General features: G+C 55.7%; 22 protein-coding genes. 17 read left to right on the top strand and 5 right to left on the bottom strand.

The window, feature by feature from the left end; genetic code table 11:
• The first annotated feature begins 25 nt into the window (after window positions 1-25).
• The 3 genes from H8F21_RS15770 to H8F21_RS15780 all read left to right on the top strand — a co-directional run bounded on the left by H8F21_RS15770 (window position 26) and on the right by H8F21_RS15780 (window position 3,232).
• A complete protein-coding gene (locus H8F21_RS15770; RefSeq protein ID WP_203584935.1) occupies window positions 26-604 on the top strand; it encodes a TerD family protein in 579 nt (192 codons plus the stop codon).
• A gap of 121 nt (window positions 605-725) precedes the next feature.
• Complete coding sequence (locus tag H8F21_RS15775; RefSeq protein ID WP_203584936.1) at window positions 726-1,784, top strand: hypothetical protein; 1,059 nt, start codon at window positions 726-728, stop codon at window positions 1,782-1,784.
• 260 nt (window positions 1,785-2,044) lie between these two features.
• The gene (locus H8F21_RS15780) at window positions 2,045-3,232 is read left to right on the top strand and encodes a DUF4236 domain-containing protein (protein ID WP_203584937.1); all 1,188 of its coding nucleotides are present in this window, start codon (window positions 2,045-2,047) and stop codon (window positions 3,230-3,232) included.
• A gap of 41 nt (window positions 3,233-3,273) precedes the next feature.
• Here H8F21_RS15780 and H8F21_RS15785 read toward each other — a convergent pair whose 3' ends face one another.
• From H8F21_RS15785 to H8F21_RS15800, 4 genes are all read right to left on the bottom strand, one after another.
• Window positions 3,274-4,542: a VWA domain-containing protein gene (locus H8F21_RS15785; protein WP_203584938.1), complete on the bottom strand. Its 1,269-nt coding sequence runs from the start codon at window positions 4,540-4,542 to the stop codon at window positions 3,274-3,276.
• An 81-nt stretch (window positions 4,543-4,623) separates the two neighbouring features.
• Window positions 4,624-5,184 (bottom strand): DUF1523 family protein, encoded by a 561-nt coding sequence (locus tag H8F21_RS15790; protein ID WP_203584939.1) that lies wholly within the window; start codon window positions 5,182-5,184, stop codon window positions 4,624-4,626.
• Window positions 5,185-5,531: 347 nt separating this feature from the next.
• Window positions 5,532-6,422: an eCIS core domain-containing protein gene (locus H8F21_RS29830; protein WP_328824495.1), complete on the bottom strand. Its 891-nt coding sequence runs from the start codon at window positions 6,420-6,422 to the stop codon at window positions 5,532-5,534.
• A 246-nt stretch (window positions 6,423-6,668) separates the two neighbouring features.
• Window positions 6,669-7,751 carry a lysozyme inhibitor LprI family protein gene (locus H8F21_RS15800; RefSeq protein ID WP_203584940.1) on the bottom strand — a complete coding sequence of 361 codons (1,083 nt, stop codon included), beginning with the start codon at window positions 7,749-7,751 and terminating at the stop codon, window positions 6,669-6,671.
• Window positions 7,752-7,984: 233 nt separating this feature from the next.
• On the opposite strand from H8F21_RS15800, the gene H8F21_RS15805 reads away from it, so the two are divergent.
• From H8F21_RS15805 to H8F21_RS15865, 13 genes are all read left to right on the top strand, one after another.
• Window positions 7,985-9,178, top strand: coding sequence for a hypothetical protein (locus H8F21_RS15805; protein ID WP_203584941.1), 1,194 nt, complete (start codon window positions 7,985-7,987; stop codon window positions 9,176-9,178).
• A 679-nt stretch (window positions 9,179-9,857) separates the two neighbouring features.
• On the top strand, window positions 9,858-11,126 hold the full coding sequence (locus H8F21_RS15810) for a hypothetical protein (RefSeq protein WP_203584942.1): 1,269 nt from the start codon (window positions 9,858-9,860) through the stop codon (window positions 11,124-11,126).
• A 24-nt stretch (window positions 11,127-11,150) separates the two neighbouring features.
• Window positions 11,151-12,002, top strand: coding sequence for an SH3 domain-containing protein (locus H8F21_RS15815; RefSeq protein WP_203584943.1), 852 nt, complete (start codon window positions 11,151-11,153; stop codon window positions 12,000-12,002).
• Window positions 12,003-12,010: 8 nt separating this feature from the next.
• Window positions 12,011-13,909 (top strand): hypothetical protein, encoded by a 1,899-nt coding sequence (locus tag H8F21_RS15820; protein WP_203584944.1) that lies wholly within the window; start codon window positions 12,011-12,013, stop codon window positions 13,907-13,909.
• Between the two features lie 9 nt (window positions 13,910-13,918).
• The gene (locus H8F21_RS15825) at window positions 13,919-15,130 is read left to right on the top strand and encodes a hypothetical protein (RefSeq protein ID WP_203584945.1); all 1,212 of its coding nucleotides are present in this window, start codon (window positions 13,919-13,921) and stop codon (window positions 15,128-15,130) included.
• 352 nt (window positions 15,131-15,482) lie between these two features.
• Complete coding sequence (locus tag H8F21_RS15830; protein WP_203584946.1) at window positions 15,483-15,950, top strand: hypothetical protein; 468 nt, start codon at window positions 15,483-15,485, stop codon at window positions 15,948-15,950.
• 96 nt (window positions 15,951-16,046) lie between these two features.
• Window positions 16,047-16,316: a DUF7688 family protein gene (locus tag H8F21_RS15835; RefSeq protein ID WP_203584947.1), complete on the top strand. Its 270-nt coding sequence runs from the start codon at window positions 16,047-16,049 to the stop codon at window positions 16,314-16,316.
• A 305-nt stretch (window positions 16,317-16,621) separates the two neighbouring features.
• On the top strand, window positions 16,622-17,764 hold the full coding sequence (locus tag H8F21_RS15840; RefSeq protein WP_203584948.1) for a glycerate kinase: 1,143 nt from the start codon (window positions 16,622-16,624) through the stop codon (window positions 17,762-17,764).
• A 324-nt stretch (window positions 17,765-18,088) separates the two neighbouring features.
• Window positions 18,089-19,336, top strand: coding sequence for a TerD family protein (locus H8F21_RS15845; protein ID WP_203584949.1), 1,248 nt, complete (start codon window positions 18,089-18,091; stop codon window positions 19,334-19,336).
• Window positions 19,337-19,401: 65 nt separating this feature from the next.
• Window positions 19,402-19,890 carry a hypothetical protein gene (locus H8F21_RS15850; RefSeq protein WP_203584950.1) on the top strand — a complete coding sequence of 163 codons (489 nt, stop codon included), beginning with the start codon at window positions 19,402-19,404 and terminating at the stop codon, window positions 19,888-19,890.
• A gap of 331 nt (window positions 19,891-20,221) precedes the next feature.
• A complete protein-coding gene (locus H8F21_RS15855) occupies window positions 20,222-20,878 on the top strand; it encodes a hypothetical protein (protein WP_203584951.1) in 657 nt (218 codons plus the stop codon).
• 461 nt (window positions 20,879-21,339) lie between these two features.
• Entirely contained in the window at window positions 21,340-21,618 is a 279-nt protein-coding gene (locus tag H8F21_RS15860; RefSeq protein ID WP_203584952.1) for a type II toxin-antitoxin system Phd/YefM family antitoxin, read from the top strand.
• Complete coding sequence (locus H8F21_RS15865) at window positions 21,590-21,892, top strand: Txe/YoeB family addiction module toxin (protein ID WP_203584953.1); 303 nt, start codon at window positions 21,590-21,592, stop codon at window positions 21,890-21,892. Before H8F21_RS15860 ends, H8F21_RS15865 begins: the two co-directional genes overlap by 29 nt.
• Window positions 21,893-22,328: 436 nt before the next feature.
• Here H8F21_RS15865 and rtcR read toward each other — a convergent pair whose 3' ends face one another.
• Window positions 22,329-23,945 (bottom strand): RNA repair transcriptional activator RtcR, encoded by a 1,617-nt coding sequence (gene rtcR / locus H8F21_RS15870; protein WP_203584954.1) that lies wholly within the window; start codon window positions 23,943-23,945, stop codon window positions 22,329-22,331.
• Between the two features lie 202 nt (window positions 23,946-24,147).
• Here rtcR and H8F21_RS15875 point away from each other — a divergent pair, with 202 nt between their 5' ends.
• Window positions 24,148-25,374, top strand: a complete 1,227-nt coding sequence (locus tag H8F21_RS15875) for an RtcB family protein (RefSeq protein WP_203584955.1) — start codon at window positions 24,148-24,150, stop codon at window positions 25,372-25,374.
• The last annotated feature ends 1 nt before the right edge of the window (window position 25,375 follow it).

The raw sequence follows: 25,375 nt of genomic DNA on the forward strand, positions 1-25,375 counted from the left end.
ACTATATATTTTTAAGGAGTTACAAATGGCAGTATCTTTGACCAAAGGATCCAACGTGAGCCTGTCTAAAGAAGCTCCAGGCCTTACTGAAGTAATCGTTGGCCTGGGCTGGGACCCACGTAAAACTGATGGCACCGAGTTCGACCTCGATGCATCGATCTTCATCACCGGCGAAGACGGCAAAGTCCTGGACGACGCCAGCTTCATTTTCTACAACAACAAAACCTCGAAAGATGGTTCTGTTGAGCACCTGGGCGACAACCGCTCCGGACAAGGCGAAGGCGACGACGAGCAGGTCAATGTCAAGCTGTCCAACCTGGCTGCAGCAGTCAAAAAGCTGGTCTTCTCGGTCACCATTCACGATGCTGAAGCGCGTAAGCAGAGCTTCGGTCAGGTAGGCAACGCCTACATCCGCGTCATCAACAAGGCCGATGGCAAGGAACTGGCTCGCTACGACCTGAGCGAAGACGCTTCGACCGAAACCGCGATGATCTTCGGTGAGCTGTATCGTCACAACGACGAGTTCAAGTTCAAGGCGATCGGTCAAGGTTTCGCCGGTGGTCTGAAGCCGTTGGCCGAAGCGCATGGTGTTAGCATCGGCTAACCCAGGCTTGTTCAAAAAGCCCCTGCTAATGCGGCAGGGGTTTTTTTTTGCCAGGTGGTTCAGTTCCGAACCTACCTAACTTTGCGCGCACATTCGATGCGCATGGAATGCGGAGCTTTTGATGGTTAAGAAGTTGTTGGTTTCAAGTGCTGTAGTTACCATGCTGGCCGGGTGTGGCCAGGCAGCAAATGATGCTCGTTTGTCGCTAGCGCTTAACGAGCTGCGACAGAACTGCTTTGGCAACGATACGTACGACTGCCGTAGCCAGACTGTCGATTTCAACCAGAAAGTCCTGGAACTGACAGACTTTAAGAGCGACAGCGCGAAGGAGAGCATTACCAAGCTCTTCGGCGATGAGGGCTGGTCCCTGTATCAGGATGTCGCTAATGAGTTTGTCGAGGAAGGGATCGACACGCTCGAAGACATGCGCCCGAACATCTTTGCCCGCATATTCATGGGCGACTCACAACCGGTTTCCCCAAAGGGCCGGGTGATAACTTTCACTCCTGAAGACATGGCTGGGGCATTGGCCGAGGTGCAGAGAGAGTTTTCTGTTCGGGCTAAGAAGGAAGGCCTGAAACCAGACGAGAAAGCTCTCCGTGCTTACGCGCAGGTAGAAGCAGCCATAAACGGAAGTGGCGATAGCTCTGCCGCTGCCGGGGAGCCAGAGTTGAACGCTGGAGTTGAGACGAGTGCAGCAGGTGGGGGTGAGCCGCAGTTGAACGCTACAGTCGACACCACAGCAGTTGGCCCGGAGGCTCACAACGCCGCGGCCCCAGCATTCCCTGAACTCAATGCAGCGATCAGCGCGTACATTGCCGACCTCGATACTGACGGTGGCGTGGAGTACCCCGAAGGCCGTCAGATCGTTCAAGTTGACCTGAACGGAGATGGTGAGCTCGACGCAGCGGTACTCTTCACCATTGAAGGGGCTGGCGGTTCACAGATGGCCTACCAGACCCTTTCCGCGTTCTATCATGCACCCAATGGTTGGCAGTCCCTAGGTGGGGATGCTGCGATCAGCGGTAGCGTTCGTGAGGTACGAGTAGAAGGTAGCCGCACCATCTTTGTCGATGCGGTAATCCAAGGCGACGAGGATCCGCGCTGCTGCCCGACTCAGCCATTCCCTCAACGCTTCCAGTGGAGCGGAGATGGGTTCATCGAGCTCCCGAGAGCTTAACAGCGCGCTCTGCGCCGGCGGCCAAGGCTGCGATCCGGTGTGACTGAAAGGTGTCGGCTTTGAGCTGTAGGCGGAGGGGCGGGTAATCCTCTACCCGGATCACAAACGCCTATATGCAAAAATGCCACCTTTGGCCTTGCGGCTAAGGTGGCTTTTTTCATTTCATGCGCTTATTTGGTGCGAGAATTCGGAAAACTTGAAATTCGTTCGGTTCTCGCTGAAAAATAAGGAAGGTATTCGAGGGAGAGGGGAAAGGAAGTATGGGCTTTCGGTTCAGTAAACGGATTACGATTGTTCCTGGTGTGAGACTCAACATCAGCACTCGGGGTGTAAGCACATCAATTGGGCCCAGGGGGCTGAGCATGACTATGGGCCGCAATGGCACATACCTCAATGCTGGGCTGCCTGGCACTGGACTGTCCTACAGACAACGTTTGGATGGTGGCCGGCAGTCGGGCGCAGCACCGGCATTCGATCCAGATGCCTACACCGGGTCTATCAAAGTTAAGGTGGAGGACGATGGCACGCTGTCCATCACCGATGAGTCAGGGAACCCGCTTCCCCCAGCGCTCGCCAAGCGTGCGAAGAGTGACCAGGCTGTAGCAATTGAGGAGCTGCTCAACAAAGCCGCTCAGAGGGCCAATCAGGACCTTACAGATTGCCTCAGTGTACATGTAGGTACACCTCGTCCCGGTGACTCGCCTGCGCTACCACCCCCCTTTGCTATGCCGATGCCTACTGAACCAACTCCACAGAAGCCAGGCTTGATGGATCGGCTGTTCAGCGCCGGCAAACTTGAGGCTGACCGCGTAGCTCTGGACCAGCAGTACCAGGAGGACCTGGCTGAATGGACCGCAGCCCGGGACGCTCAAGAGGGTGAACGCTCTGAGGTGGAAAAGACCTTTCGTCTGGCAGCGAAGGGCTTCAGCGCGCATATGGAAAAGGCACTCGATTATGTGCTGAGCGGCATTACCTGGCCCAAAGAGACAACAGTGGGCTATCAGTTCACCCAGGACGCTGCGGGCATCGCGCTGGACGTAGATTTACCAGACCTCGCGGATACACCACGACGCACAGCTGAGGCCAAGGGCAATGGGAAGCTCACGTTCAAAAATCGAAGCGATGCCCAGGTCCGGCGCGACTTCGTCGGCATGTGCTACGGATCGTTGTTCAGGGTTGTAGGGGAAGTGTTCGCGGTACTTCCACCAATCAATCGCTGCCTGGTCTCAGGATACGTCCAACGGAACGATCCAGCGACAGGACGCCTTGAGGAACCGTACATCTTGTCTGTAGTGGTACGACGGGAGGACTGGGATCTCTTGGACTTCGACCGAATCGAGCACATTGACCCAGCAGACACGATGAATCGCTTTGGGGCGAGAGTGGATCTGGATCGCGCTGCGCAATTCCGGGAGATCCAGCCTTTCGAGATTGAGCAGTTAGGGTGAAGGTAACCGCGGCATCTAGATGCCGCGGTCTCTTGCGATTGTTAACCGATGATCCCTTTTGACTTGGCTTCTTTAAGCCATGCCGGGAACTCTTCCATCAACTTGTCGTATAGAGCTTCTTCAGTCAGGTCATGGAGGTCATCCATGGCGAAGAAGCTGCAGTTGTCGACAACCCTGCCGGCCATGTCGTCGAGTCGCTCCAGGATCCCGTAACCGTGTCCGCCCAGGCCAACTAGCTGCCAGAAGAAAGGACGGCTCGATGCTTCTATCATCAGCTTCGTGATTTCGCGATTCTGGTGCACGCCGCCATCGCTGATGAAGATGATGTAGACAGGCGTTTTGTCGTCGGACTGACTGTAATAGTCCATCACCATACGCATCGCTTTGGGTTCATCGTTGATGCGTTGGCCAACGTCCCACTTACGCCATCCACCGTGATCAGTGTCGATGTAGTTCGTATAGTTGGACAGGGTAGCCGGGGATAGCTGCGTTGGTTTTGCACCAAAGGCGAACACGTCGATCTCAGCGTCATCATCAAACGCCGCGGCAAGAGGAATCAGACGATTCAGCACCTCCTGAACGCGGCCCCGGCTGTATTGGCCATTCATAGAACCAGAGGCGTCGAGCACGAAGCCAAGTTTGGCCTTCACTGCTGTTAGGTTGTTCTTCTCGAGGCTGATCTGAGCCTTTTTCGCCAGGCTGATCAATGCCGGTGCTTGAGCCGCAATCTTCTTCTCGAGAGAGAACGTTGCTTGGACTGGAGGCGGCGCGGCCGGTACCGGAGAGGCAGGAGCAGGATCATCATTGACCTCTCCACCGAAATGGCGGACCAGTGCGCCCATTCCCTCACTGAAACCTTGAAGGTTAACCTGCAGGCGCCATTCGCCGCCCTTGCGGTAGATGTCAGCCACCATGATTGCTTTCTCTACGGTAAAGGTGCCACCGGAGAATTCGCAGGCCGCTGCGGGGGCGCTACCCTTACTGCTGATGGTGAAACGACTGGTACCGATGTCTTTCATCGCGCCAGCACCGTCAATCGCTGCAGTGAATACCAAGCGATCGATGGTGGCCGGCAGCGCAGAGAGGCTGATCTCAAACTCGCCCGGGGCCAAGAGCTTGATCGCGTCGGCCGGAGAGGAAGTCTGGTTGAAGAAGATCATGAATCGATCGTCAGATAGCTTCGACTGTGCGTCCAAGCCAAAGCAGGCAATATCGATCACCTGCTGGGATTGAATGTTGACCGCCATGGTCAGGCGATCAGAGATTCCGATGCTGGCCAGCGGCAGTCGCTGACCTTGTGTGATTTGCATAATGCGTCCTTGAAGGTTCAGGTCGATGCTGCCAGGACTAGTGCCCTGGCAGAGCCCTGTTCAGCTTAACGGCCGTCCTGGTTATTTCGATGGTGAGATGACCGGAACCATTGGCGCGCTTCGGCGACGGATTGCCCGGCGAACCAGGAGGCCGATTACCACCAGAAGAACGAACAGCACGCTGAAGAAGATTGTGTTGAAGAGAGGGAACGGCTCGGCACGGCTCGTGGTTGCTTTGATCTCGGTGATGTTGGGGAACATCGAGAAAATCTGGAAGCGCCAACCGTAATAGCGAATCAATACGAGTTGATTTGGGTCGCGCGAGTAGTCTTGGGCTTTCGCTTGCAGGTCAGCGCTATCGAATTTGAAGTACCAGGGGAACCCCCACCCAGTGTCCTCATTGCGATAGACCACTACTTCACGCTTTGAATCTGTGGAGACGGTGTTGATGAAATACACGTCCCGAGTCGGGCCGTCTGCCGGGTTCTCTGCGCTGATCACACCATCCGCATCCATCCGTTTCACCTCGACGCCGGTGACGTGAACAACGTCATGGCGCGGCAAGTAGTGATGGAAGCACACAGCGGCTACGGCTATCAGCGCCAAGCTGAGGATACCAATCGAACGTTTTACCCAGGGCATCAAGTGACTCTCTTTTTGAAATTGGCAAATATGCAGGGAAATTGATCCAGCTGCGCTGCAAAGTTGTTGCAGGCTACTTCAGTCCCAGTCGGCCGGAGATGCTGCCATAACAAAACAATTGGGCCTAGCGATTCGGTGGTCTCCGAACACTCTATTGCCAGCACCTGGTTCACTGGGCCGGGAACTGTGATCGAGTAGCGCTTGAGGGGTGTGGGCGTGGTAGCAAGGGAGTGTGTATTGGAGATGCGAGTTGCGTCTGAAGGCGCGGCTTCGAGGATTGCTCTTTTCGCAAAGGGCGATCCGTACCGGTCAATTTGTAATTGAGCTATCGGCGCGCTGGTCTCAGGTCATTGGCACATCCATCCATATGGCGCCCCACCCCCAGGACAAAAGCCCTGACAGGCGACCGCCATAGACCTGCCACTGGCACATCGTAAATCGCTGATAAATCCAGTGGTCGCCCCCCAGCAACCACACCCGCTTACCATAGTCCCTGAGCGCATCACTGGAGGGTTACTAACAAATATTGGGGGAGGCGGTGGAGGCGGGGGTACTGGCGTAGGTATGGTCGTACTGGGGCCTGATCTCTGCGCCCATGCGTAATATCCGTCGCCTTTTGCATAGGCTTCGTCCTCAACGCTATTGGCGTTACGAGTATATCGAACCGCAAAGCTACGAAGCCCCCAGTCTCGGTACTGGTCGACGTGAGTTAGCTCGTGAGCCCAGAGAGCGACATCATCTGCGTCAGACTGTCCTCGGAAGACAACAACATCGATCAAGGTAACTGCTGCCGCTGTGCCCCCTTGCTCGAGCAGGCGCGCTAAATTCAAGAACCCGTTGTCCCCGACCTTGTAAAGAACCAGGTTCATCGACTCCTCACTGGCGTAACCCGTGAGCTGCCGACGAATTTCAGGGGGTATTGGCATAGCGCCGTTCTTCGCTGTGTCGCGCGACGCCCGAATTGCTTGCTCAAGAACAGGGCCAGTCAAAAGGTTCGCCTGTAACTCATTCACTGCGTTCGCGACATCTTGGACCGCCTTTGTGGCGGTGTCTGTACCATCCTTAAGGACCTTGCCGGTTTGCTTCTCTATATTCTTTGGGCTCATGCCGCCGCTTTCCAGGTTGCATTTGACATCCAAGATGCCGCCGCAGGAGTAGGCAGGAGACGCCACCAAGAGTGTGCTCAGGGCAAGAGTTATTCCTTTAAGCCATAGAAGTGGTCTGATCACGATTCGCATAATCGACCCCAATGAAGTTCGCTAGGGCGATCCTTCGCTTGAGTCAGGCTGATCGGGTCTGTTGTTCTATTTGGTGATAGTAGTTGGCCACGTACTTGTCAAACCTGGTCCAGAGCTGCACCGTCGTGGCGAACTTGGAGATCCGGTGTTGGCGAGACGCATTAGCGTAGGCGCTAGAGCGGGTTGTGAGGGGAGTGTGCGTGCGCCAGGCCGGCGCACGCAGATCGATGCATTGCAGGGCAGGGCTTAGGAAAGCTCGGGCACCCGGTTAAATTCAAGGCATTCACCCAAAGAGGTGAATTTCGGATTACGACAGATCCACACTGTCAGAGCGCTGTAGGCCGCAGATAGCGCTGTGATTAGCGCCATGGTCGCTTTTCGTTCACGACGATTCCGCGCATCGGCTCTGGCCTGAGATTCGCCCTTACGGCGTGTACCGCCGTTGAAGAGCGATGCAATCAGCAGCCCGATGACTGCATAGAAGACAGAGATGAGTGTCAGCTTGGCCATGATGGTCAAGAAGATGCTCAGGCCGCCGCGGTTGTTTTTCACGGTTGAGTAGACGGCGTAGGCAATGGCCAAGACGAAACCAGTAACCACCGAAATGCTGGAGACCACACCAGGCATTTCAAGCCAGCGACATACCACCCCAACCACAATCCCAAGAGCAGGTAGCAGGTTTGTGATGAGCGCATCGGTATAGTCGCTGTAGATCGTTGCAGACCCACGATGATGGCGTACAACTGCCCATGCGGAGAGCAGCAAGCCCAGAACCAGCGTGTACTTCCAGCCGGGACCGTTGATGAACCACGCAAGAACCGGATTTTGAGGCTGGCGCTGCGTGCTGGCACCCTGCGGCTTGCCCACCGGAGCGCTTGGCATTGTCTGAGGGGACGTATGCTGCGCGGATTGAGATGACTGCTGTTTTTGTTGAGCCAGTACGGCTGCTTGCCTGTCGCGTTCGGCCTGTCGCTGAGCAGCTGCACTTTGTTCTCGAGCCTGGAGGGCCTTCGACTGTTCGGTATGGATGACTCCTTCAAGAACCTGAATTCGATCCCCCATGGCGAGGCGCAGGCATTTCTGATCTTGGCATTGATCCCGAGTTATCAACCATTGTCGTTGCGACTGTTTAAGGGCATCGGACTCTGAAGAAGCCGCTAAGGCGCGCTGGTAGGTACGGCTGAGGACATTGTCCACGCTAGACAGATACCCATCGCTGCAGATCTCGAGCTCTGCAAAACCCGATGCTTTGTTGCAGTCGAAGCTTGCTGCAGTTGCGCTGCCGGCAGCCAGGCCAAGTAGAAGCGCAAGTGCGCCCTTAATCAACATTCCGCTCTCCTTAAAAACATCCGTTCCTGATGCTGCATGTATCGGCAGTAGGGCATTTAGGTTAAGTGCGCTGTCCTGCTTTTAACCGGGGTGGAGACTTCTGCGTGAAGCCCGACGGGTTTTTAGCCTACAACCAGTTTTTTGGATAGTGGGACTAGCGGGGTGAGGGTGTATCTCCGTTGTATTCTGGCGGTGCTCTTGGGAAGATCGGTTTACTAAAGCCAGGTGACCCCATGAAAACCACCATATCCAGCGATGCCCTCACCAGAGTATGCAATATCCTTACAGAGGCGCGTAAACCTACCGCTCCGAGGGTGGAGCTGACACGATTTGAGCTCGCTCTCCTAGCAGACGGTGTGGCCACAAACTCGGACATCGGCGATTACCTGATAACGAGCGAATTTCGCGCCTATTCATCGATCGAGTACTTCTTTGAGGAACTATTCGCGCCACTAGAGATTGCGCAGCAGTTCATCTTCCGGCGCCCTGTTGACCCCCTCGATGAGGTACATGGGACGCAAGGTCTCAGCGCTGTGGATGCAACTGCTTTCCTCATTGGCTTGCAAGGCTTGGGGCTCCAAGTCGACCCTTCAAGGCTCGTGGAAAAGCTGTCAGATGCTCTGAAGGACAGGCACTCACTGACGGGCAATGAATTGGAGATAGTGCTGTATGGCAACTATGTGAATCGTCGACGGGTCGTGCTGAAGGCCAGGCCAACGGAGAGTGGTGGGGCCAAGCGCGAAACAACCCATGAGGACGAGGCAGGTTTCCGGTTCGCTATGCAGTGGGAGGGGGATTCGGTCGTTAAGCTTGAAGTCCTGGGGTCGCTTTACGAGGTGCCGAAACCTCAGGAGCACGTGAAGTGCGATTACTGCGGTCATGAATACTTGACGAACAACACGGCGGAAGCACGCATTCACCAGGACGTTCACACCCGAAGGCAGGAAATGTTTGACCCTGAGCCGGAGCAGCGATTCGCAAGCCACCTGGCTACAGATGTAGGTGGGGAGCGTGTCGATCACAAGTCGCCGCTATGGATGCATGGTGCTGTACTTGAGCGTGCCTTCGAGTTCAAGCGCGAGTTCCGCTACGATTTCGTGCAGTGGCCTGGATCGTCAGTTACGCGTGCTGGGGAGGAGTGGGTAGGCTGGCTGTTTGCTGCAGATGCGAAGGGCACGATTGCTGGTGCATGCGCATTTATGAATCGTGATGCTGCTGCGGCCGTCCCTGATTGGTCCTTACAGTGGGTGTGGTTAGCACCTAAGTTCCGACGGTCAGGCTTCCTCGATGCCCGGTGGGCAGAATTTCTCAAGCTTTATGGCGACTTTGATATCGAGCACCCGCTATCAGAGGCGATGCAGGCATTCGTCCGCAAGCACGGGACCGAGAAGCAGAAAGCTGCGTTGCCTGCTGCCGTGCACGAGTAGGTAGTAGAGGTGATCGGTCCTGACGCTGCACGGCGTCAGCCCGAGCTCGCCGGATTCACGCGTGAAACGGACACTGAGCGGCTACAGATGTCCGTTTAGCAAGTATCGATGACCCGGACTCTAAGTAGTGCATTACTCCTGGCGGTCATACCGTCGGGCCATTTTGCGCCGTGGCTACACCGCGCAGGTCCACCCTCTACATAGCCCGCCCTGGGCATCGATTCTAATTTTCGCACCCACATTTTGAGATGACATTACTCAGTAGGCAGGTATCCTGCTCCGTGCGTGGGTGCCCTTGGTTCTAAGAGGGGATTTGTCGCGTGCCGAAAAGGGGGCTGCCGGCCGCACGTTGGGTGTGCTTGTCGTCTTGGTGCTACTCATCCATTTGGGCACAGTCGAGGCCTTTTCGCTCAGAAGCGGTTAGCGGCGTGGGTCCCGGAGACTGGGTACCTGTTGACCATGCACAGCAGGAAAACCGCAGCTGCTGTAACCGGGATCGAGTTTTGTTACCCCCAGCTCCCTGACCCTTAGCGGCAAACTTAATTCACCCTATTGCCTTGGAATCCCAACCCCGGAAGTTAAGTTGACGAGCTCGCACCTAAGTGGGCACTGATCCATTCCGGCGCATGCTGTTTCAGGTATCGCACCAGAAATCCAACCGCTTACAAGGATCCGTAGGATGCTCCTCACACTGCTCGTCGCCCTCAACGCTGCATGCCTAGTTGGGGGGCTGCTCTTCAACGCCGAGCTGCTCAACTTGGCTGGTGCGGATATTCCGCTAAAGCAGCTGCAGGCGCTTGAGGTGTACAGCCAACTCCTAGCATCCGCCAGCGTGTGCCTTTTTGGCTGGAGGGTTTGCATATGGGCACACCGTAAATGGGGTGGGGCCCGCTACATTTGGCTCAGCGTCGCCCTAACATCGGCAATGGCTGCACCAGCCACCTGGTGGGTACAGGGCGAAGTGCCCGACCTCATTGCTGAGAAGTTTCCCACCAGCCTCCGGGTCTACAGCCTCTACGCTTATGTTGCCAAGAAGGGACTGCTATACGACTCGGTTCAGATACCAGGCCTCCCATATCAGGAGTACCGCGACCAAGGCGAAGGAAAGGCATTCATTGCCAATCTTGGGGTACTGATGAGTGTGCAGGGGTCATACGTCGAGAAGATTGACGGAAACTTCCCAGCCTTCGCTGCCGCCGTGTTCAAGGGCTATACGCGGCGCAACGGAGACGCGCTCTATGAGCGGCTGCAGTCTGAGGTGGTGCCGGCAGCCGTCGACATCATCCGTGCATATGGCCAGCTCGAGGCGCTACGGGCTACCGGGTTGGCGGGTAGCGAGTGGAAGCCCATTCCGTGGCCCAAGGCCAGTGAAGACCTTGGGTTCAAACCAACGGTCGCTGAGTACGCCCAATCCATCAAGCCCGGTCTGCGCAGTCGCTCCGAGGTCGCTAGAACCACTGAGGTTCAGCACATGGCCAGCGAAGCATTGGGCCCAATCTATGTGAATGGGATGGACGTCCTTGCCGGCCGCAAGGAGTTCGAAAAATACCTTCCACACATCGCCAGCAACATGGCGTACGACGTGTCTCACACCGACATTCGCGGCGAGCAAGGCGTGAATGTGCTCAAAAACATGTGGTTCGTTCCTTGGTCGCTGCTCAGCGGCCTCTTCCTGGGCGCACTCAATGTGGTCGGGCTGATTCTCTCCGCTGGCGAGCGGAGGGGGTTGATTCGAGGTCGCCGCTGGCTTGTTCGTACCGTTGCCATCGTAACGATCATTGCGGTCCCGCTGGTGGCCGGGAACGGCCTTGTTCACTCCACCGGCTACAAGACCGCGTTCCGCAGCATTGAGCGGGGCCCGACTGTATTGGCGGGTGTTTTCCATTGGGCGATGACCGCCGAAGCAATGCTTTACAACCTCACCAAGCCTCTGCTGAAGACAGAGTGACTGTTCATAAAATGGAGTTTCAACGTGCGTAAAAAGTTTGTTGCCTCGATCCTGGCGATTGCAATTGCCACCACTACTGGCTGTGCGCAGCTGGGAATCAACAAACAGCAGGCCGGTACCATCATCGGCGGTCTCGCTGGCGCTGCGGTCGGAGCCACCATGGGCAAGGGCAGCGGAAAGATTGTTGCCGTCCTCATTGCGGGTGGCATTGGTAGCTACCTCGGTAACCGTATCGGCCGCAATCTGGACGAGAAGGACCAGCAGGCCCTGGTACTGCGTACTCAGGAGTTGCTGAGCCAGCCGGCGGTCACCGGCAGCCCTATTAGCTGGGCCTCTGATCACTCCGGCGCGACGGCACAAATCAGCCAGGGCAAGGAGTTCACCAAAACCAAGATGGTTGAAGTTAAACATGCGCCTAAGATCCAGGCGGTGCCGTCGATGCGTTTGATCAACGAGCCCTATGTCACTAAGTCGAGCCTCAATGTACGCGCGGCCCCGGATCAGAAAGCGGACAAGGTGGGTGGACTCCCGGCCAACACGGAGTTCACGGCTGTTGGTTCGACCGGCAACTGGGTTCTGGTTGGGCGTAAGGGTGTCACTGTTGGCTACGTCCACAAGTCCTATGTTCAGCCGAAAGCACAGGCCGTGGCCAAGCGCGCCGCACCGGCAGTGAACCTCGACGAGATGGATGTCACCGCGAGGAAAGAAACACAGGCATTCGACCTCGATTCCATTCAGTCGCTCCCAACTCAACAGATCGCGGCCGAAACGGCCTGCCGGCCGGTCACTGTGAGCCTCAAATCCGCAAGCGGCCAGCCTGAACAAGAGCAGAACACCTTCTGCAAGCAAAGCAACGGCACCTGGGAACTGATCTAAGGAACCTCATGAAACAGTGCGCACTCGCGCTGGCTGTGATTGGAGCATTGGGCTTTGTGCCGAATGCTCTCGCACACGAGCTGGCATTTTCGAAGAAAGATCAGATCATGGTTGAAGTCCCTGGTACCGCCACCACCTGGTGCAAGCCGGACATTGAACTCACAATTACCCGCCCGACCTGGGACAATCAACAGATGTTGACCGGGCTCGTTTCCGTTCTCCCGTTTGTTCTCGGGAAAGACTGCCCGGCAGCCAAGGTTACTTGGAATGCTGTGGATGCAGCAGGCAAGCTGTACGCAAGCGGGTCTGGTCATGCGGCGAACCTCGGAATCGTGACGCTGGCGGAGCCGCCTGCTCCTGCTCCTGCTCCCGCAGCAACACCACCCGTGACGGCGGTCGCCGATCCAACTCAGACATCGTCGCCAGTTGAGAAGCCAACTGCCGAGACGCCCGCAACCGCGCCTGCTGTTACAGAGCAAACTGCACCTGCAGAGGTTCCTGAAGTAGCGGCTCCAGCACAGACCGTTGCGACACCGGCTGAAACTTCAGTTTCTGCCCCGGTGCCGGCAGTGGCAGCTGAGTCGCTACCTGTCTCGGCCCCAGCCCCAGCCCCGGCCGCTCCAGCAGCTGTGGTGGCCGCGCCGACCTCGGACTTCGGCCGGTCCTTGGTGATCAGTAACCCCCTGCTTACCCAGATCACAGACGGCGCAGGGTGCAAATGGGTCGTCAGCAAGAGCCTCCTCGAGCGGGGTGCTGACAGCCTGTCGTTCAGCGCCACTCCAGCAATGCCATGCCAGTCGTCAGGCTTCAGCGAGGGTGGGTTCGATAAGCTCTCGTGGAAAATCCAGAACACCTACCGTAGTGATACTTGGGGCAAGGTCTACGTCCATCCGAGCGGGCTGATGTTCAGCAAGTCCCTGGAAGAAGCTGTGAAGGGGAAGGCTGTATCTTTCTTCTCCCCCGATGCCGCCCAGGCCCTGTTTTTGCTGGGTGAGCTTCCCGAACGTCAGATGAAGGTTTACTTGGCGTACCAGCGCGCGACCTACCAGGTCCTCGGGCCGTTCAAAGGTGCGCCGTACTACGTGGTGACCACCTCCGACGAGTCTTTTGCACTGGATCCTGTCCAGTACAAGCAAGCCGCGCTCGAGGTCTTCCAGCTCATTAAGACCACCTCACCGACCACGGTGGGCCTGGCCAACTTCTTCGTTTCGCATAATCTGGACGCTCTGTATCCAGTAAGCGGCTGGGGTGACGACCAGAAAACGATTATCCGCAACCGGATGGGTGAGGAGCGCGGGCAGTTCCACTTCGACGCACTCAACGGCAGGAACTGGGCTCTTGGGCGCGAAAAGGAGCGGGTACAAGAAGAGCGCCGCCAGATGGAGCGGATGGCATCCCTGCATAGCCGCGTGCTGGCGCGGTATGAGCAGCTCAAGACGAGCCTGAAGGATTACGAAGGTCACGAGAGTGAGGCGCTTGCCCAGCTCGCAGGCATCCGCGCGCGCTTTACCACCCCGCTTTCCATGATGGACCCGAGCAGCTCGATGCGAGCCAGCCCGATGATGGTTCATGTGACCGGTAAGGACGGCGAGTTCTATGAGATCGACTTCCCGGCTAAGGGTCGCCTGCAGTCCGATCATGAGCTCGGGAAGGAGTGGTACATCCTCCCAGCCGCCAACATGACTCCGGTTGCCCCCCTCGTTAATGGCAAGGCCATTCCGACATTCAAGGTCTATTCGGCCGGTGAGCCCGAGGCCTGCAAACAAGCAAGTTGCGCGGACCGTGTTTCATTTGGGGCCGTCCTCGGCCGGGAGTTCCCAGATGCGGGCATAGACTCCAGCTGGACCCCTGAGGTGTCTCAGCAGCGCCTGAACACCTGGAACAACGCTTCCGCTCAAATCCAGTAAGGCATCTCGATGAACATTTTAAAGTCCCGAAAGACCCAATGGCTCTGTGCCTTCTCGATGCTGTTGGTTGCCGGCGCATCGATCGTCATGATCTCCAGCAACAGTGAGAAGAAAGCACAAGCCTACTACGAAGACTTCAAAGAGCGATTCTTCCTCCAGGATGTCCTCTCTGAAGGCGACATCTCCTACAGCGTGTTCTCCGGCAACCTGACAGTAGAGAACCCTGAGATCCGCCTGGTGGCTGCCCAGACCAACGGAGCTGAGCAATTCCTGCGCGGCATTTATGGGCTATTTGCCTCATCACAGGCCGGCACAACTGAAGAGGGTTTGGCTGGCTGGGTGAAATACCAGGTTGGCTCAACAACGGGCCGTGGCGCTGCTGGCGCCTACATCCATGCTGATGCTCTGAAGCTGAGTCACGACGGTGACAGCAAAAGCGGTGAGATTCGGGTCCAGCTGCTGGGAATGGACCAAGCCAATCAATACCTGTCCCACAAAGGCGCGGAGTTGGTCCTTGCATCTGATGTCATCGATGAGATTCAGCCGCGGGCGGAAATTGGCCCGAACAACGAGGTCGCTAAGTCGAACTACTCGTGGGGTGCAAACATGGCCGTCCGCTCCCCGGCGACTGGCTCGTTCCTGATCGCCGCTACTGGAGCCTTCGGTACCAAGGTCGATCTGGATCTGACCATCAGCCGTTCTGACGACGGAGAAGGCTTCATGAAGTTCGTCGTCACACACCGCAATGACGGGAGTGAGGTAGGGCGTATCGTTCGCGAAGCACAGTTCGCTGCGCTGCCTGAACTGGATGCATTGCAGGACATGCTGAAGACCTCTCTGACCGCCTTCATCGTTGGTGCCTACAACACGTCCACTGGCCAGGCCATTTTGGCTGATGCCGTGAGTGGTTTTGCGCGCAAGACCAAGGTTGAGTCTTACGACTTGATGTACGAAGGGTTCGGCTCGCTCAAAAAGCAGTACAGCGAGTTTGAGGACGCTAACCGGAAGCTCCAACTGCCCGCATTCTGTGATCAGACTGGTATGTCGGGCTGGCAGAGTAACTTCGGTGCCAAGGGTAAGGGTCACAGCGACTCGGAGTGTGAGATCGTGTCCAAGCTGGTTAAGAGTGGCTCCTTCAAGGAAAGCTACACCTTCCAGCCAGAGAAGACCCTGTTTGCTTCTCTGTTCGTCAGTACCAGTTATAAGTTGAACTTCAACTGACAGCGTAGTGAAAGGCTGCCCGGCTGATGCCGGGCTTCAGCTACGTCGCTGCTCGAGTGAAAAATCTACTGAACAACCCGTCGCCGAAGATGGGCACCTTCGTTGCGTCTGCTAAATGACAAATGGGAAAGCTATGAACACAAACTTGATCATGAGTGGCTGGGGACCAGTCATTGTCATCGGAGCAGGAGCTATAGTCTTGTTTACCATGACGGTAGTAGATCTTGCCTTCTTAATCTGGAGTCGCCGGAAGTTCAGGAAAAACATAATCCAAGCCCTAAAGAAAGGGCCGCCGTCCTGGAGTCAGGTCTGTTGTATTGCAGAGACGGATCATTTAGAGATGAGGCACTCAGTGTTCATCTTCAAGACCCTTATCCGGGACATTTTGGCAGGCAATCTGAATGGCCTACATAGCGACAATGTTCAAGTGCTTGAAGGCTACCTTGAGGAGCATCAGAAACAACTGCCATTTGAGGGGCTACCTAACGACACCAGGACTTTGATGGGGCGAGTGCAGACCTTGCTTGGTAACCACGCTGCTGAGTTGAATCCGCTAGCCAGCCAGATTCGTGAGATGCTCAAAATCAATGAGCCAATCAACCGTCGGCAGCGGTTTTACACGTTTGGGGGGTTCATGTTTGGTATCGCGGGCATTACTTTCGGTGTCTTCACATTCATATATCCGCCCACATCAGCGCCGGAAGGCGGGGTGCCTAAAAGTTCCGCCGCGATCACCGCTCCAAAGGTAGGACAGGAAGCTCCAACCCAGGAGAAGCCTATGGTGGTTTGCGCCCCTGGAGTCCCGGTCGCCCTTGAGTAGATCGTCTAGATGGCGTCCAGGCACTGCCCTGAGTCAGGGGATGGTGGCACCCCTGACTTTTAGTAAACTGGGCGAAGATGATTAAGGAGCCTTCAAATGGCAAACTCGAACGGCAATCCTAGTTTCACTCACACCATCAAGCTGAATGGAAAAATCCTGTTCCATGCCGACGAAGAATCTATCCGGGCTATTTTCACAAACCTTTCTGGGGTCGATTTCAAAGTTACGCAGTTCTTTACCTGGAAATCTCATGACGACTACTTGGTAACGATGGGGGAAATGCTGGAGGTGAAGTTTACCCCGGGATCGGTAATGGCCCTCCATCAATGCTCTGACGATGCGCAATTGGCCGAGCATAAGTTCTAGCGCTGAGCATAGGCGCGTTCAAATTTCCCTCGGCCTCATTCAGCTAAGGGCATCTAGCCCCATCCCCGTCGTGATTACCCAGGTGCGGCCAGCGAGTGAGCACCTGTAGGCCATGCCGACCTTACGACAGTCGCAGAATTGGGTCATTGCAGGCACACCGTCCCCGCAGAAGTACCGGTACTGTGGTCTTTGTCAGGTTGCACAAAATAACTCTCCTGCTCTTGTAGATCCGAACAAAGCATTGAGGGTCGGATGCGGCCATGCTCAACAAAACAAAAACTGACCGATCGGTCAAGGAGCACTAGATGAAAGTCGTGATTGCCCCCGATTCATTCAAGGAAAGTCTGTCTGCCGAGTGCGTTGCCCAGGCTCTGGCTGAGGGTGTCCGCCAAGCTTTCCCTGATGCGGAAGTGGTATGCGTACCTATGGCTGATGGCGGGGAGGGTACGGTTGCCGCCGTCTTGGCTGCGACTGGTGGTGAGCTCAGATCCAATCAGGTCCAGGGTCCGCTAGGTAGTGAGGTCACCGCGACGTGGGGGTGGCTTGCTGAGACCCGCACTGCAGTAATCGAAATGGCAGAAGCGAGTGGCCTTCATCTAGTGCCGGCAACCAAGCGGGATGCCACCCAGGCCTCTACTTACGGCACCGGCCAGCTGGTCCAAGCGGCTCTTCAGGCCGGGGCTCAACGGATTATCATGGGTTTTGGCGGGAGCGCAACAAACGATGGTGGGGTAGGCATGCTCCGCGCACTGGGTGCCCGATTCCTTTGTGGCCAAGGGAAGGAACTGCCGGATGGCGGCCTGGCGCTCCAGCGTTTAGAAGCCATCGATCTTGCTGGCCTGGACCGACGGTTGCAAGAGGTCCACTTTGAAGTGGCTTGCGATGTCGACAACACCCTCACCGGCGAGAAAGGGGCATCCCACGTGTTCGGCCCTCAGAAAGGCGCTTCGCCTACTCAGGTCCTGGAGCTTGATTCGGCACTGGGGGCTTATGCAGACATCACGGCCGAGCTGCTGGGCAAGGATGAACGCAACTTCCCGGGCGCTGGCGCAGCGGGTGGCATCGGATTCGCGGCAAAAGCTTTCCTCAATGCGAGCTTCCGGCCTGGCGTGCAGTTGGTCGCAGAGCTCGCAGGCCTGGCCGCGGCAGTGCAGGGCGCAGACCTTGTGATCACCGGCGAAGGAAAATTGGATCAGCAGACCCTTTTTGGTAAAACGCCAGCCGGTGTTGCCGCTGTGGCGTCGGCGGCGGGCGTCCCAACAATCGCCATCGCCGGCACCCTTGGCCAGGGCTATCAGCAGCTTCGTGAGATCGGCATCTATGCTGCTTTCTCAATCACCTCTGGGCCAATGTCGCTCGAGCACGCATGCCTCAACGCAGCTGAGCTCCTACGTGATCGCGCGTTTGACGTAATGAGCGTGTGGGGGATGGGCCGCGCCAACGCGTAAGGACCAGCTGTACAGAGCACATCGATGAAGCAGGCCTGGTCGGGATTGAGCGAGTCATCATCCGATTAGGCCTTCTGTTCCCAAGTATGAGAACCCATCTTGCATCTTCGCCAGTTTGTAGCTCGCATACCCAGCTATCGGCGCCGCTCCCCGCTCCACGTCAGGTAGCGAGCCAAGATACTTTCCGAAGCACTGTTATGGCTTTCCTCCGGCGGCGGGCTAGTTACACTGGGCTCCTAGTTGTCATACCCTCACTGAGGGCATGACGCCAAAAACTGCACGGCGGTCTTCGCTGGTGCATTCCAATGGAATAGGAACTCAACTGTGACTCAATCTCTCAAACCGGGTGAGAACACTGGCCTCAGCGTTGCCAATGGCCAGGTGCTGGTTACTCACGCGGCCGGTGCGAACCTTGACGTGAACCTAACGGCCTTTCTGGTGACTGACTCCGGAACGGTACGCGACGACAGCGACATGGTCTTTTTCAACGCCCCGGAGCATATATCGGGATCCGCGGCATTCTCGCCACCCATCAACCAGGCAGGCGTGGTAAGCCATAGCATCAGCTTTGATCTGAGTCGGATACCAGAAACCATCAGTAAGATCGCGATCACGCTGACGCAGGACGGCAGTGGTGGCGGTTTCGCACAGGTGAAGGATCTCAGGGCGAAGGTAGTCACTGGTGACCAGGTCCTGGAACTCACCCCAGGGTCGTTCGAGGGTGAGACTGGTATCACTGTACTTGAGTTGTACGTCCGGAATGGACAGTGGAAGGCCCGTGCAGTCTGGCAGGGGTTCGCTTCCGGTCTCGCCGGGCTCTGCAATATGTATGGCATCGAGGTGGATGAAGAACCGGCGGTAACCGCGCCGGAGCCTGCCCAGCCCAAGCCAGTGAACATCACAAAATCTGTTGTCACCCTCGAAAAAGCAGGCGCTGTACACAAGGTCTCGCTGGAGAAGGGCGCGGCAGCTCCAAAGACCATCAAGGTCAGCGCTACCTGGGTGGACAATGGGGATGGCCAGGATAACGACGATCTGGACCTTCGGATTGGCATCCTAAGGCCGGACGGTCGCATGTCTATCATCCAGGCCCCAGACAAGCGTGGAGCCCTCGGCGCGGATCCGTATGTATTCCACACCGGCGATGTGGTGAGCGCGAGCGCGTCCGCACCGGGGATCGAAACGGTTGAGATCAACCCTGCAATTTCGCACCTCATGGGGGGCAGGGTGGCGCTGGTCTGCAGCGTCTATTCAGCCGTCGACAATGGAGCGGTGTCGGTAGCTTCGCTGAAGCCGAAGATGCGCATGGAATATGGCGACCAGGTTGTCGAGTGCGCTTTTGAATTCAAAAGCGGGTTCTTCAGCAGCTTGGTGTACACGTACGTGCTGGGCACGATCGAAATTGATGGTGACGCCATTACTATCAGTCCGAGCGGTGTGACATCCAAGGCTAGTTCTGAGGCTACGCCTTGGCTAACTCGGAAAGGGGACAAGCTGGAGCTCACCGTTGACGGCCCACAGGTGTTCAAAGGCCGGCCGATCGAGCGGAGCGGCAAGAAGCAATACGTTTGAAGTGCGAGCTGGCGCGACGGGTATAGCGCGCCAGCCACCTGGTGGTCATCAAGAAGTGAGTTGAAATGCATCAAATATCCAAGATGTTTATTGGCCTGTCATTGGTCCCTGCAGCATTCCACGCGATTTCGCTGACGACTGTGGCTGAAGGGACTGTAGATCTGTCCACATGGATTTATCCCTTTTCAATTTTTCTCGGTGGTTGTGTGCTGGCCTGGGGATTTGAATGGGGCACGAGAAATACCCTGAATAATCGAGTGATCGTCGACTTGAAACCGAATCTGGTGACCCTCAGCGGGACCAGCTTCGAGTGTTCGTTTTCGTCGGCGGACCATTTCATCACCAGCCAGGGACAGCTTGCCCATGACATTCATGCTGCGGCGACGGAAGCCCTTTTCAAACCAAATCAGAGTGTAGGGCTGCGCAAAGCTGCTCATGTACGTGTCTGGCCTGGGTCTATGACCATTACGGACCTTGAAATGGGGGCACTACAGGCGGCGATGGAGGAGGAGTTCATTGACCCAATCATTGAGGTCATGGAGCAGGCTGCCTGATCTTTCCAATACGGGTAAACAGGCAGTAGTCTATCGAGAGCCAGGGGGGCGATTATGGAGGGGCAATTCACACTCAGTGGAGAAGAGATGGATCTTGAGATCCGTCATCGAGAACGACGTGTCTCACGACGATTCACGCAGTTTCGGGGGGGCTCGTGCGGGGTTACCTTCGTGGTCTAGCGCTACTGGTTGTGTCGTGGTTCCAAGCGGTGTCAGCTGCACAAGCGGGGCAGGTTCATGATCTGCCGCCCCCGTTGTTATGGGTGATCTTCGTCTTCAGTTAAGGTACATTCCGGTGTTTTGAATAACTAATCTATTGAAGGGGTATGAAATGTCAAAGAATCTCGAAGAGCGTGATCCACTTGCTACTGAGATAATCTCGCGCATTGAAGATTTGTGGGTGTCCACCCCTGATGATACTGCTATTGCTCTAATTCATGCTGGCATGCAGCTACTAGCTAGGAATCATCCGGCGAAGCTGACTGGAGAGGATAAACAACGGATAAAAGAGAACTATCCGCAAGCTACAGTCGAACTTATGTCGAAAAGATCAATGACAGATACGGGGGTGGTTATGAGCGTGTTCGCTGCATTGACCCATGCCCGAATCGCTATTGATTACAATCCTGCATCGCATGTTAAATCGATTAAGGATCTCGATTTTGAACATGAAGATCAACTTGGAGAAGTGAATGCCATAATTATGTCTGCGTATGATAGCGCCCTAGGAAAAGGAATTAGCGCCTTCGGTGTAACAGCTATTATGGTGTTGATTGCAGTTGTCCGTGGTCTGCAAGCTGGTGTTCATCCTTATCAGATAACAAGACCCTTGTTGGATGGTTTGGATAAGGCTATTTCTAGCCCAGGAGGTCCGAAGCCAATAGATGAAAACATGATTTTGGAAACATTGATGCGGCAAATGGGAATATCCCGCCAAACAGCAAAGCAGTATATGGAGCTGGCCAAAAAGCAGATTGCTCAGGAATAGTCTGGAGATCTGTAAAGGCTCTACCCACAGTTTCAGGAGAATGCACAAGCAATCCAGGTTCGTGATCTTCCGGCACCGTTGTCGTGGGTTATGCTCGTTCTTGGCTAAACGCAGCCCCGTCGACTTCAGCCGGGGCATTGATTTTCCAGAGTCGCCACGGATTGTGGGAATTTTTCTCACCTCAAAAATCCGGCCAACAATTGGTACCGGTCGACCGGGAGTACATGGGAAAGTCGTTCCAGGACGGCGTTGGCTAAACCAATTGGTCTTTGCTGACATTGACAGTTGTACCAGATGTCGTACTATGTGAGCTATGACAGGGGCCTGCCGTGAGGGCCAAGCATATCCTGTCTGGATGCTTTGAAACCTGACCAATTTCAAAGCCAACAAGCATCCGCAGACCCCATCCCGCAAAGGTGAGGTAACTGCCATCCACTGAATAGGTGGGAGGAATCAAGACCATGCAAGTTCTCACTTTTAGCGAAGCCAGAGCCGGCCTGAAGCAAGCAATGGACGACGTGTGCAGGGATCATGAACCCACCGTCATCACCCGCCAGCGCGGAGAGCACGTAGTTCTGATGTCGCTGGAGGATTTCAATTCGATGAACGAGACCATGTACCTCCTGGGTACTGCGACAAATGCCTCGAGACTTCGGGAATCCATTGCTCAGCACAAAGCCGGAGAGGCCTTTTCGAAGGATATCCCCGTTAATGTCACAGAAGACAAAGCAGCAGAATAAGAAGGCCGCAGCCGAAAACGCTCAGGTCTCGTTTACCCCACTAGGTTGGGAGGACTTCGAGCACTGGCGCACGAACGATCAGAAGATTCACGCTGAAATTTGCCGCCTGATAGGTGAATGCATGCGTACTCCTTTTGAGGGCCTGGGTAAGCCAGAACCACTCAGAGGAGACCTATCTGGCTACTGGTCACGCAGAATTACTAAAGAGCACCGGTTCGTGTACTACTTCGGTGCAGGTACGCTTACGGTTATCGCCTGCCGGTATCACTACTGAGGCAATGGTAGCCCCGCGCGCGGGGCTCGCTCTATGTTGGTAGGTCGTCGAGGCAACCAGGAACCCCTCAAAATCCGGTACAGGCCGTGGGTCGAAGGAAATGACGGCAGCCTGCCGGAAAGTGCCTGAAGGTCTGTTGCTCTGTTGCTCTGTAGTAGGGTGAGGCGCCCAGCGGCTGAGTCTGATGTCCAGGTCGTAATACCGTTTTCCCTTCTAGGTTCCCCTGGTCAGGCTGCATTCGAACTGGTCATGTCAGACAGCAAACATATCGGATCCCCGAATCACGCTCTCCAGGAATTCGAATGTCCGATCAAGCTTACGCCTAAGGCAATATTCATGATGAGTCACCAGATGATCGTAGGCATCTTGATTCTGTTAATGCTCGTTTTTGGTTGAGGGTAACCTCTTGCGTTCATTGGTAGGAAATCCAATTGCTTCATTGCCTAGGTATGAGTGACTGAATTTCCGACCAGGATATTTGAAAACGGGCCAGAAATTTCCGGATTCGGTCAGAGTCGTTTGCTGATGACTTAGCCAGCCTGGTATGAAAGAAGAGCTTGCGACCGGCTTCAGCCTGGCTGGCCGCAGTGCAGCACACTTTCAAGACAGCTTCCAACTGCAGTCGGTCAAACAGGTCAATCTCGAGGCCTACTTGTTCAAGGTGTTGGGAAAGCCTGTCCTGGCTGGATTGCACATTCCAGTCACGGTTCAGGCGGTTCATCTCTCCCTCGACTAGATCGAGGTCAATCCTCCCGCCATCAGCCAAAGTACCCATCCGTGTAATGGACGCTGAGAGCTCCCGAAAGTTACCAGTCCATGCAGCATCTTTCGCGGTCGCAAATTCCAGGTACCGCCGGCGAGCCTTTGCATTAAAACGAACCATATGACCCTGCTCCTTTGCGTGGCGCTGCAGTTCATAGTCGATGTTAGGCTCGATGTCTTCAGTCCGCTGGGCGAGCCCAGGCAGTTCGAAGGTCCAGGTGTTGATGCGAGCAAGTAGATCCTCACGAAACAGGCCCTGAGCTACCTGGGCTCGCAGATCCTTGTTGGTGCCGGCAATCAGGATGAAGTCTGACTCAACCTCCTTATCAGAGCCCATCGGTAGAAACTTTTTCTCCTCGATCGCCTTGAGCAGCATCGCTTGTTCATCCAGTGGCAGTTCCCCGATTTCGTCGAGAAAGAGTGTGCCCTTGTGGGCGGACCGAAGAAGCCCTTCGCGTGCCTGCTGCGCTCCGGTGAATGCCCCGCGGGTGTGCCCGAATAGTGTCGACATGGCAGAGTCGCCACGGAGAGTGGCGCAGTTCACCTCAACGAACGTGCCGTCTAACTGATGACGTCCTCGCTTTAGTTCAAAAATTCGGCGCGCCAGGAACGATTTCCCCGCGCCTGTCGGCCCACAGATCAGGATGGGCGCATTGGAGCGCACGGATACTCGCTCGATTTGATCGATCGTGCGGTTGAATGCCGCGTTTCGGGTTGCAATCCCGGACTTCAGTAGCTCGGTTCCCTGCAATCGCTCAGCCTGAAATCGCTTGGCTATTTGGTCATATCGCTCAAGGTCGAGATCAGTTACCACATGCTTTCCTGCCGGCGACGGCTCATCGTCCCGGAAACCACTAGGTTGGGTTTGGACTAGCTTCGCCGGAACATGGCGAGATTCGGCAAGCAAGAACCAGACTATCTGCTGAACATGCGTCCCCGTGGTGATGTGGGTCAGGTAGTTCTCATTGTCAGGGTCAAATGGATACCCAGCGGCAAAATCATGCAGAGAGGCATAGACCTCCTCGAAATCCCAGGCGTTCGTCATCTTCATGGAGTGGAGGCAAACCTCGGTTTCGGGGGACACCTGCGCGATGTCTTCCTTCACCTTCAAGGCGAGATCAGTGTCCCAGCGCCCATCCCCATGAATCAACTCAAGGCGATCAATCATCAGGTCAGGCTGCTGACATAGTGAGATGGTTGGCCGCCACTTGTTCCAACGCTGTTCACCCTTGCCGACGCGGTCGAGCTTTGACCCAAGAATGCCGATGGCTACTGTCTTCTTATCGTTCATTGGCTATCCACAAAGATATGTTGCGATAAAGAAATATAGATTATTCAGTAATCATCGCACACCTATTGAGTGCCTCAAGCCCTACCAGTAAAGAAATAACCTCTACAAACAAGAGGTTAGGAATTTTCCTGTGCAGTGGGTATTCGCTTGGCACGCATCTCGCAAAAGTAGTTTCCCAACAGGAACTCACAGGAGCGAAATCATGAGCACTCAAAACTACCAACTGCTGGAAGTCGAAAACGGCAAGCCGATCAAAATGTGGACCCAAGGTGTCCCAGTAGAAGCTGAAGCCAAGCAGCAGTTGATGAACACTGCGCAAATGCCGTTTGTGTTCAAGCATATGGCTGTAATGCCGGACGTCCACCTGGGTAAGGGCTCAACCATTGGAAGTGTGATCCCTACGAAAGGCGCGGTTATTCCCGCTGCGGTCGGGGTTGACCTCGGCTGCGGAATGTCGGCTGTCCGCACCTCGCTGCGCGCAAGCGATTTGCCCGACAATTTGTTCGGCCTGCGTACTGCAATTGAGAAGGCTGTCCCGCATGGGCGCACCTCGGGACGCAATGGGCGTGATAAAGGGTCTTGGGAAACTCCCCCTGCTATCGTGGATCAGGCCTGGGCTGCCCTTGCGGGGCGCTTCAGCCAGATCACCGACAAGCACCCAAGTATTGAGAAGTCCAACAACCGTAAGCACCTGGGAACATTGGGTGGCGGCAATCACTTTGTTGAGGTGTGCCTGGACGAGACCGAGCACGTTTGGGTGATGCTACATACCGGCTCTCGTGGCGTAGGCAATATGATTGGTTCGTACTTCATCGAGAAGGCTCGTGAGGAAATGCGCGAGCACATGGTGAACCTGCCAGACCGGGACCTGGCATACCTGCAGGAAGGGACTACCAGCTTCGACGATTATGTTCAGGCTGTAGAGTGGGCCCAGGACTTCGCCAAGCAGAACCGTGCTGTGATGATGCTGGCGGTGCTGGATGCAGTACGTTCGATCATCACAAAGCCTTTTGATGCTCGACTGATCGCTGTCGACTGTCACCACAATTACGTGGAGCGCGGCACTTACTTCGGGGAAGACATCCTTCTCACCCGCAAAGGGGCCGTATCGGCTCAGAAAGGGCAGATGGGGATCATCCCCGGGTCGATGGGAGCCAAGAGCTTCATCGTGCGCGGGCTGGGCAATGAGGAGGCCTTCTGCAGCTGCTCGCACGGTGCCGGCCGCGTGATGAGCCGCACTAAGGCAAAGGCGGTATTCACTGTCGAAGACCAGGTGAGAGCAACCGCGCACGTTGAGTGTCGCAAAGATGAGGCTGTCATCGACGAGATCCCTATGGCTTACAAGGATATCGATGCAGTGATGGCAGCTCAGCGTGACCTGGTTGAGGTGGTTCACACTCTGCGGCAAGTCGTATGCGTGAAGGGGTGAT

The organism is Pseudomonas arcuscaelestis (assembly GCF_016881005.1).
Classification (GTDB): domain Bacteria; phylum Pseudomonadota; class Gammaproteobacteria; order Pseudomonadales; family Pseudomonadaceae; genus Aquipseudomonas; species Aquipseudomonas arcuscaelestis.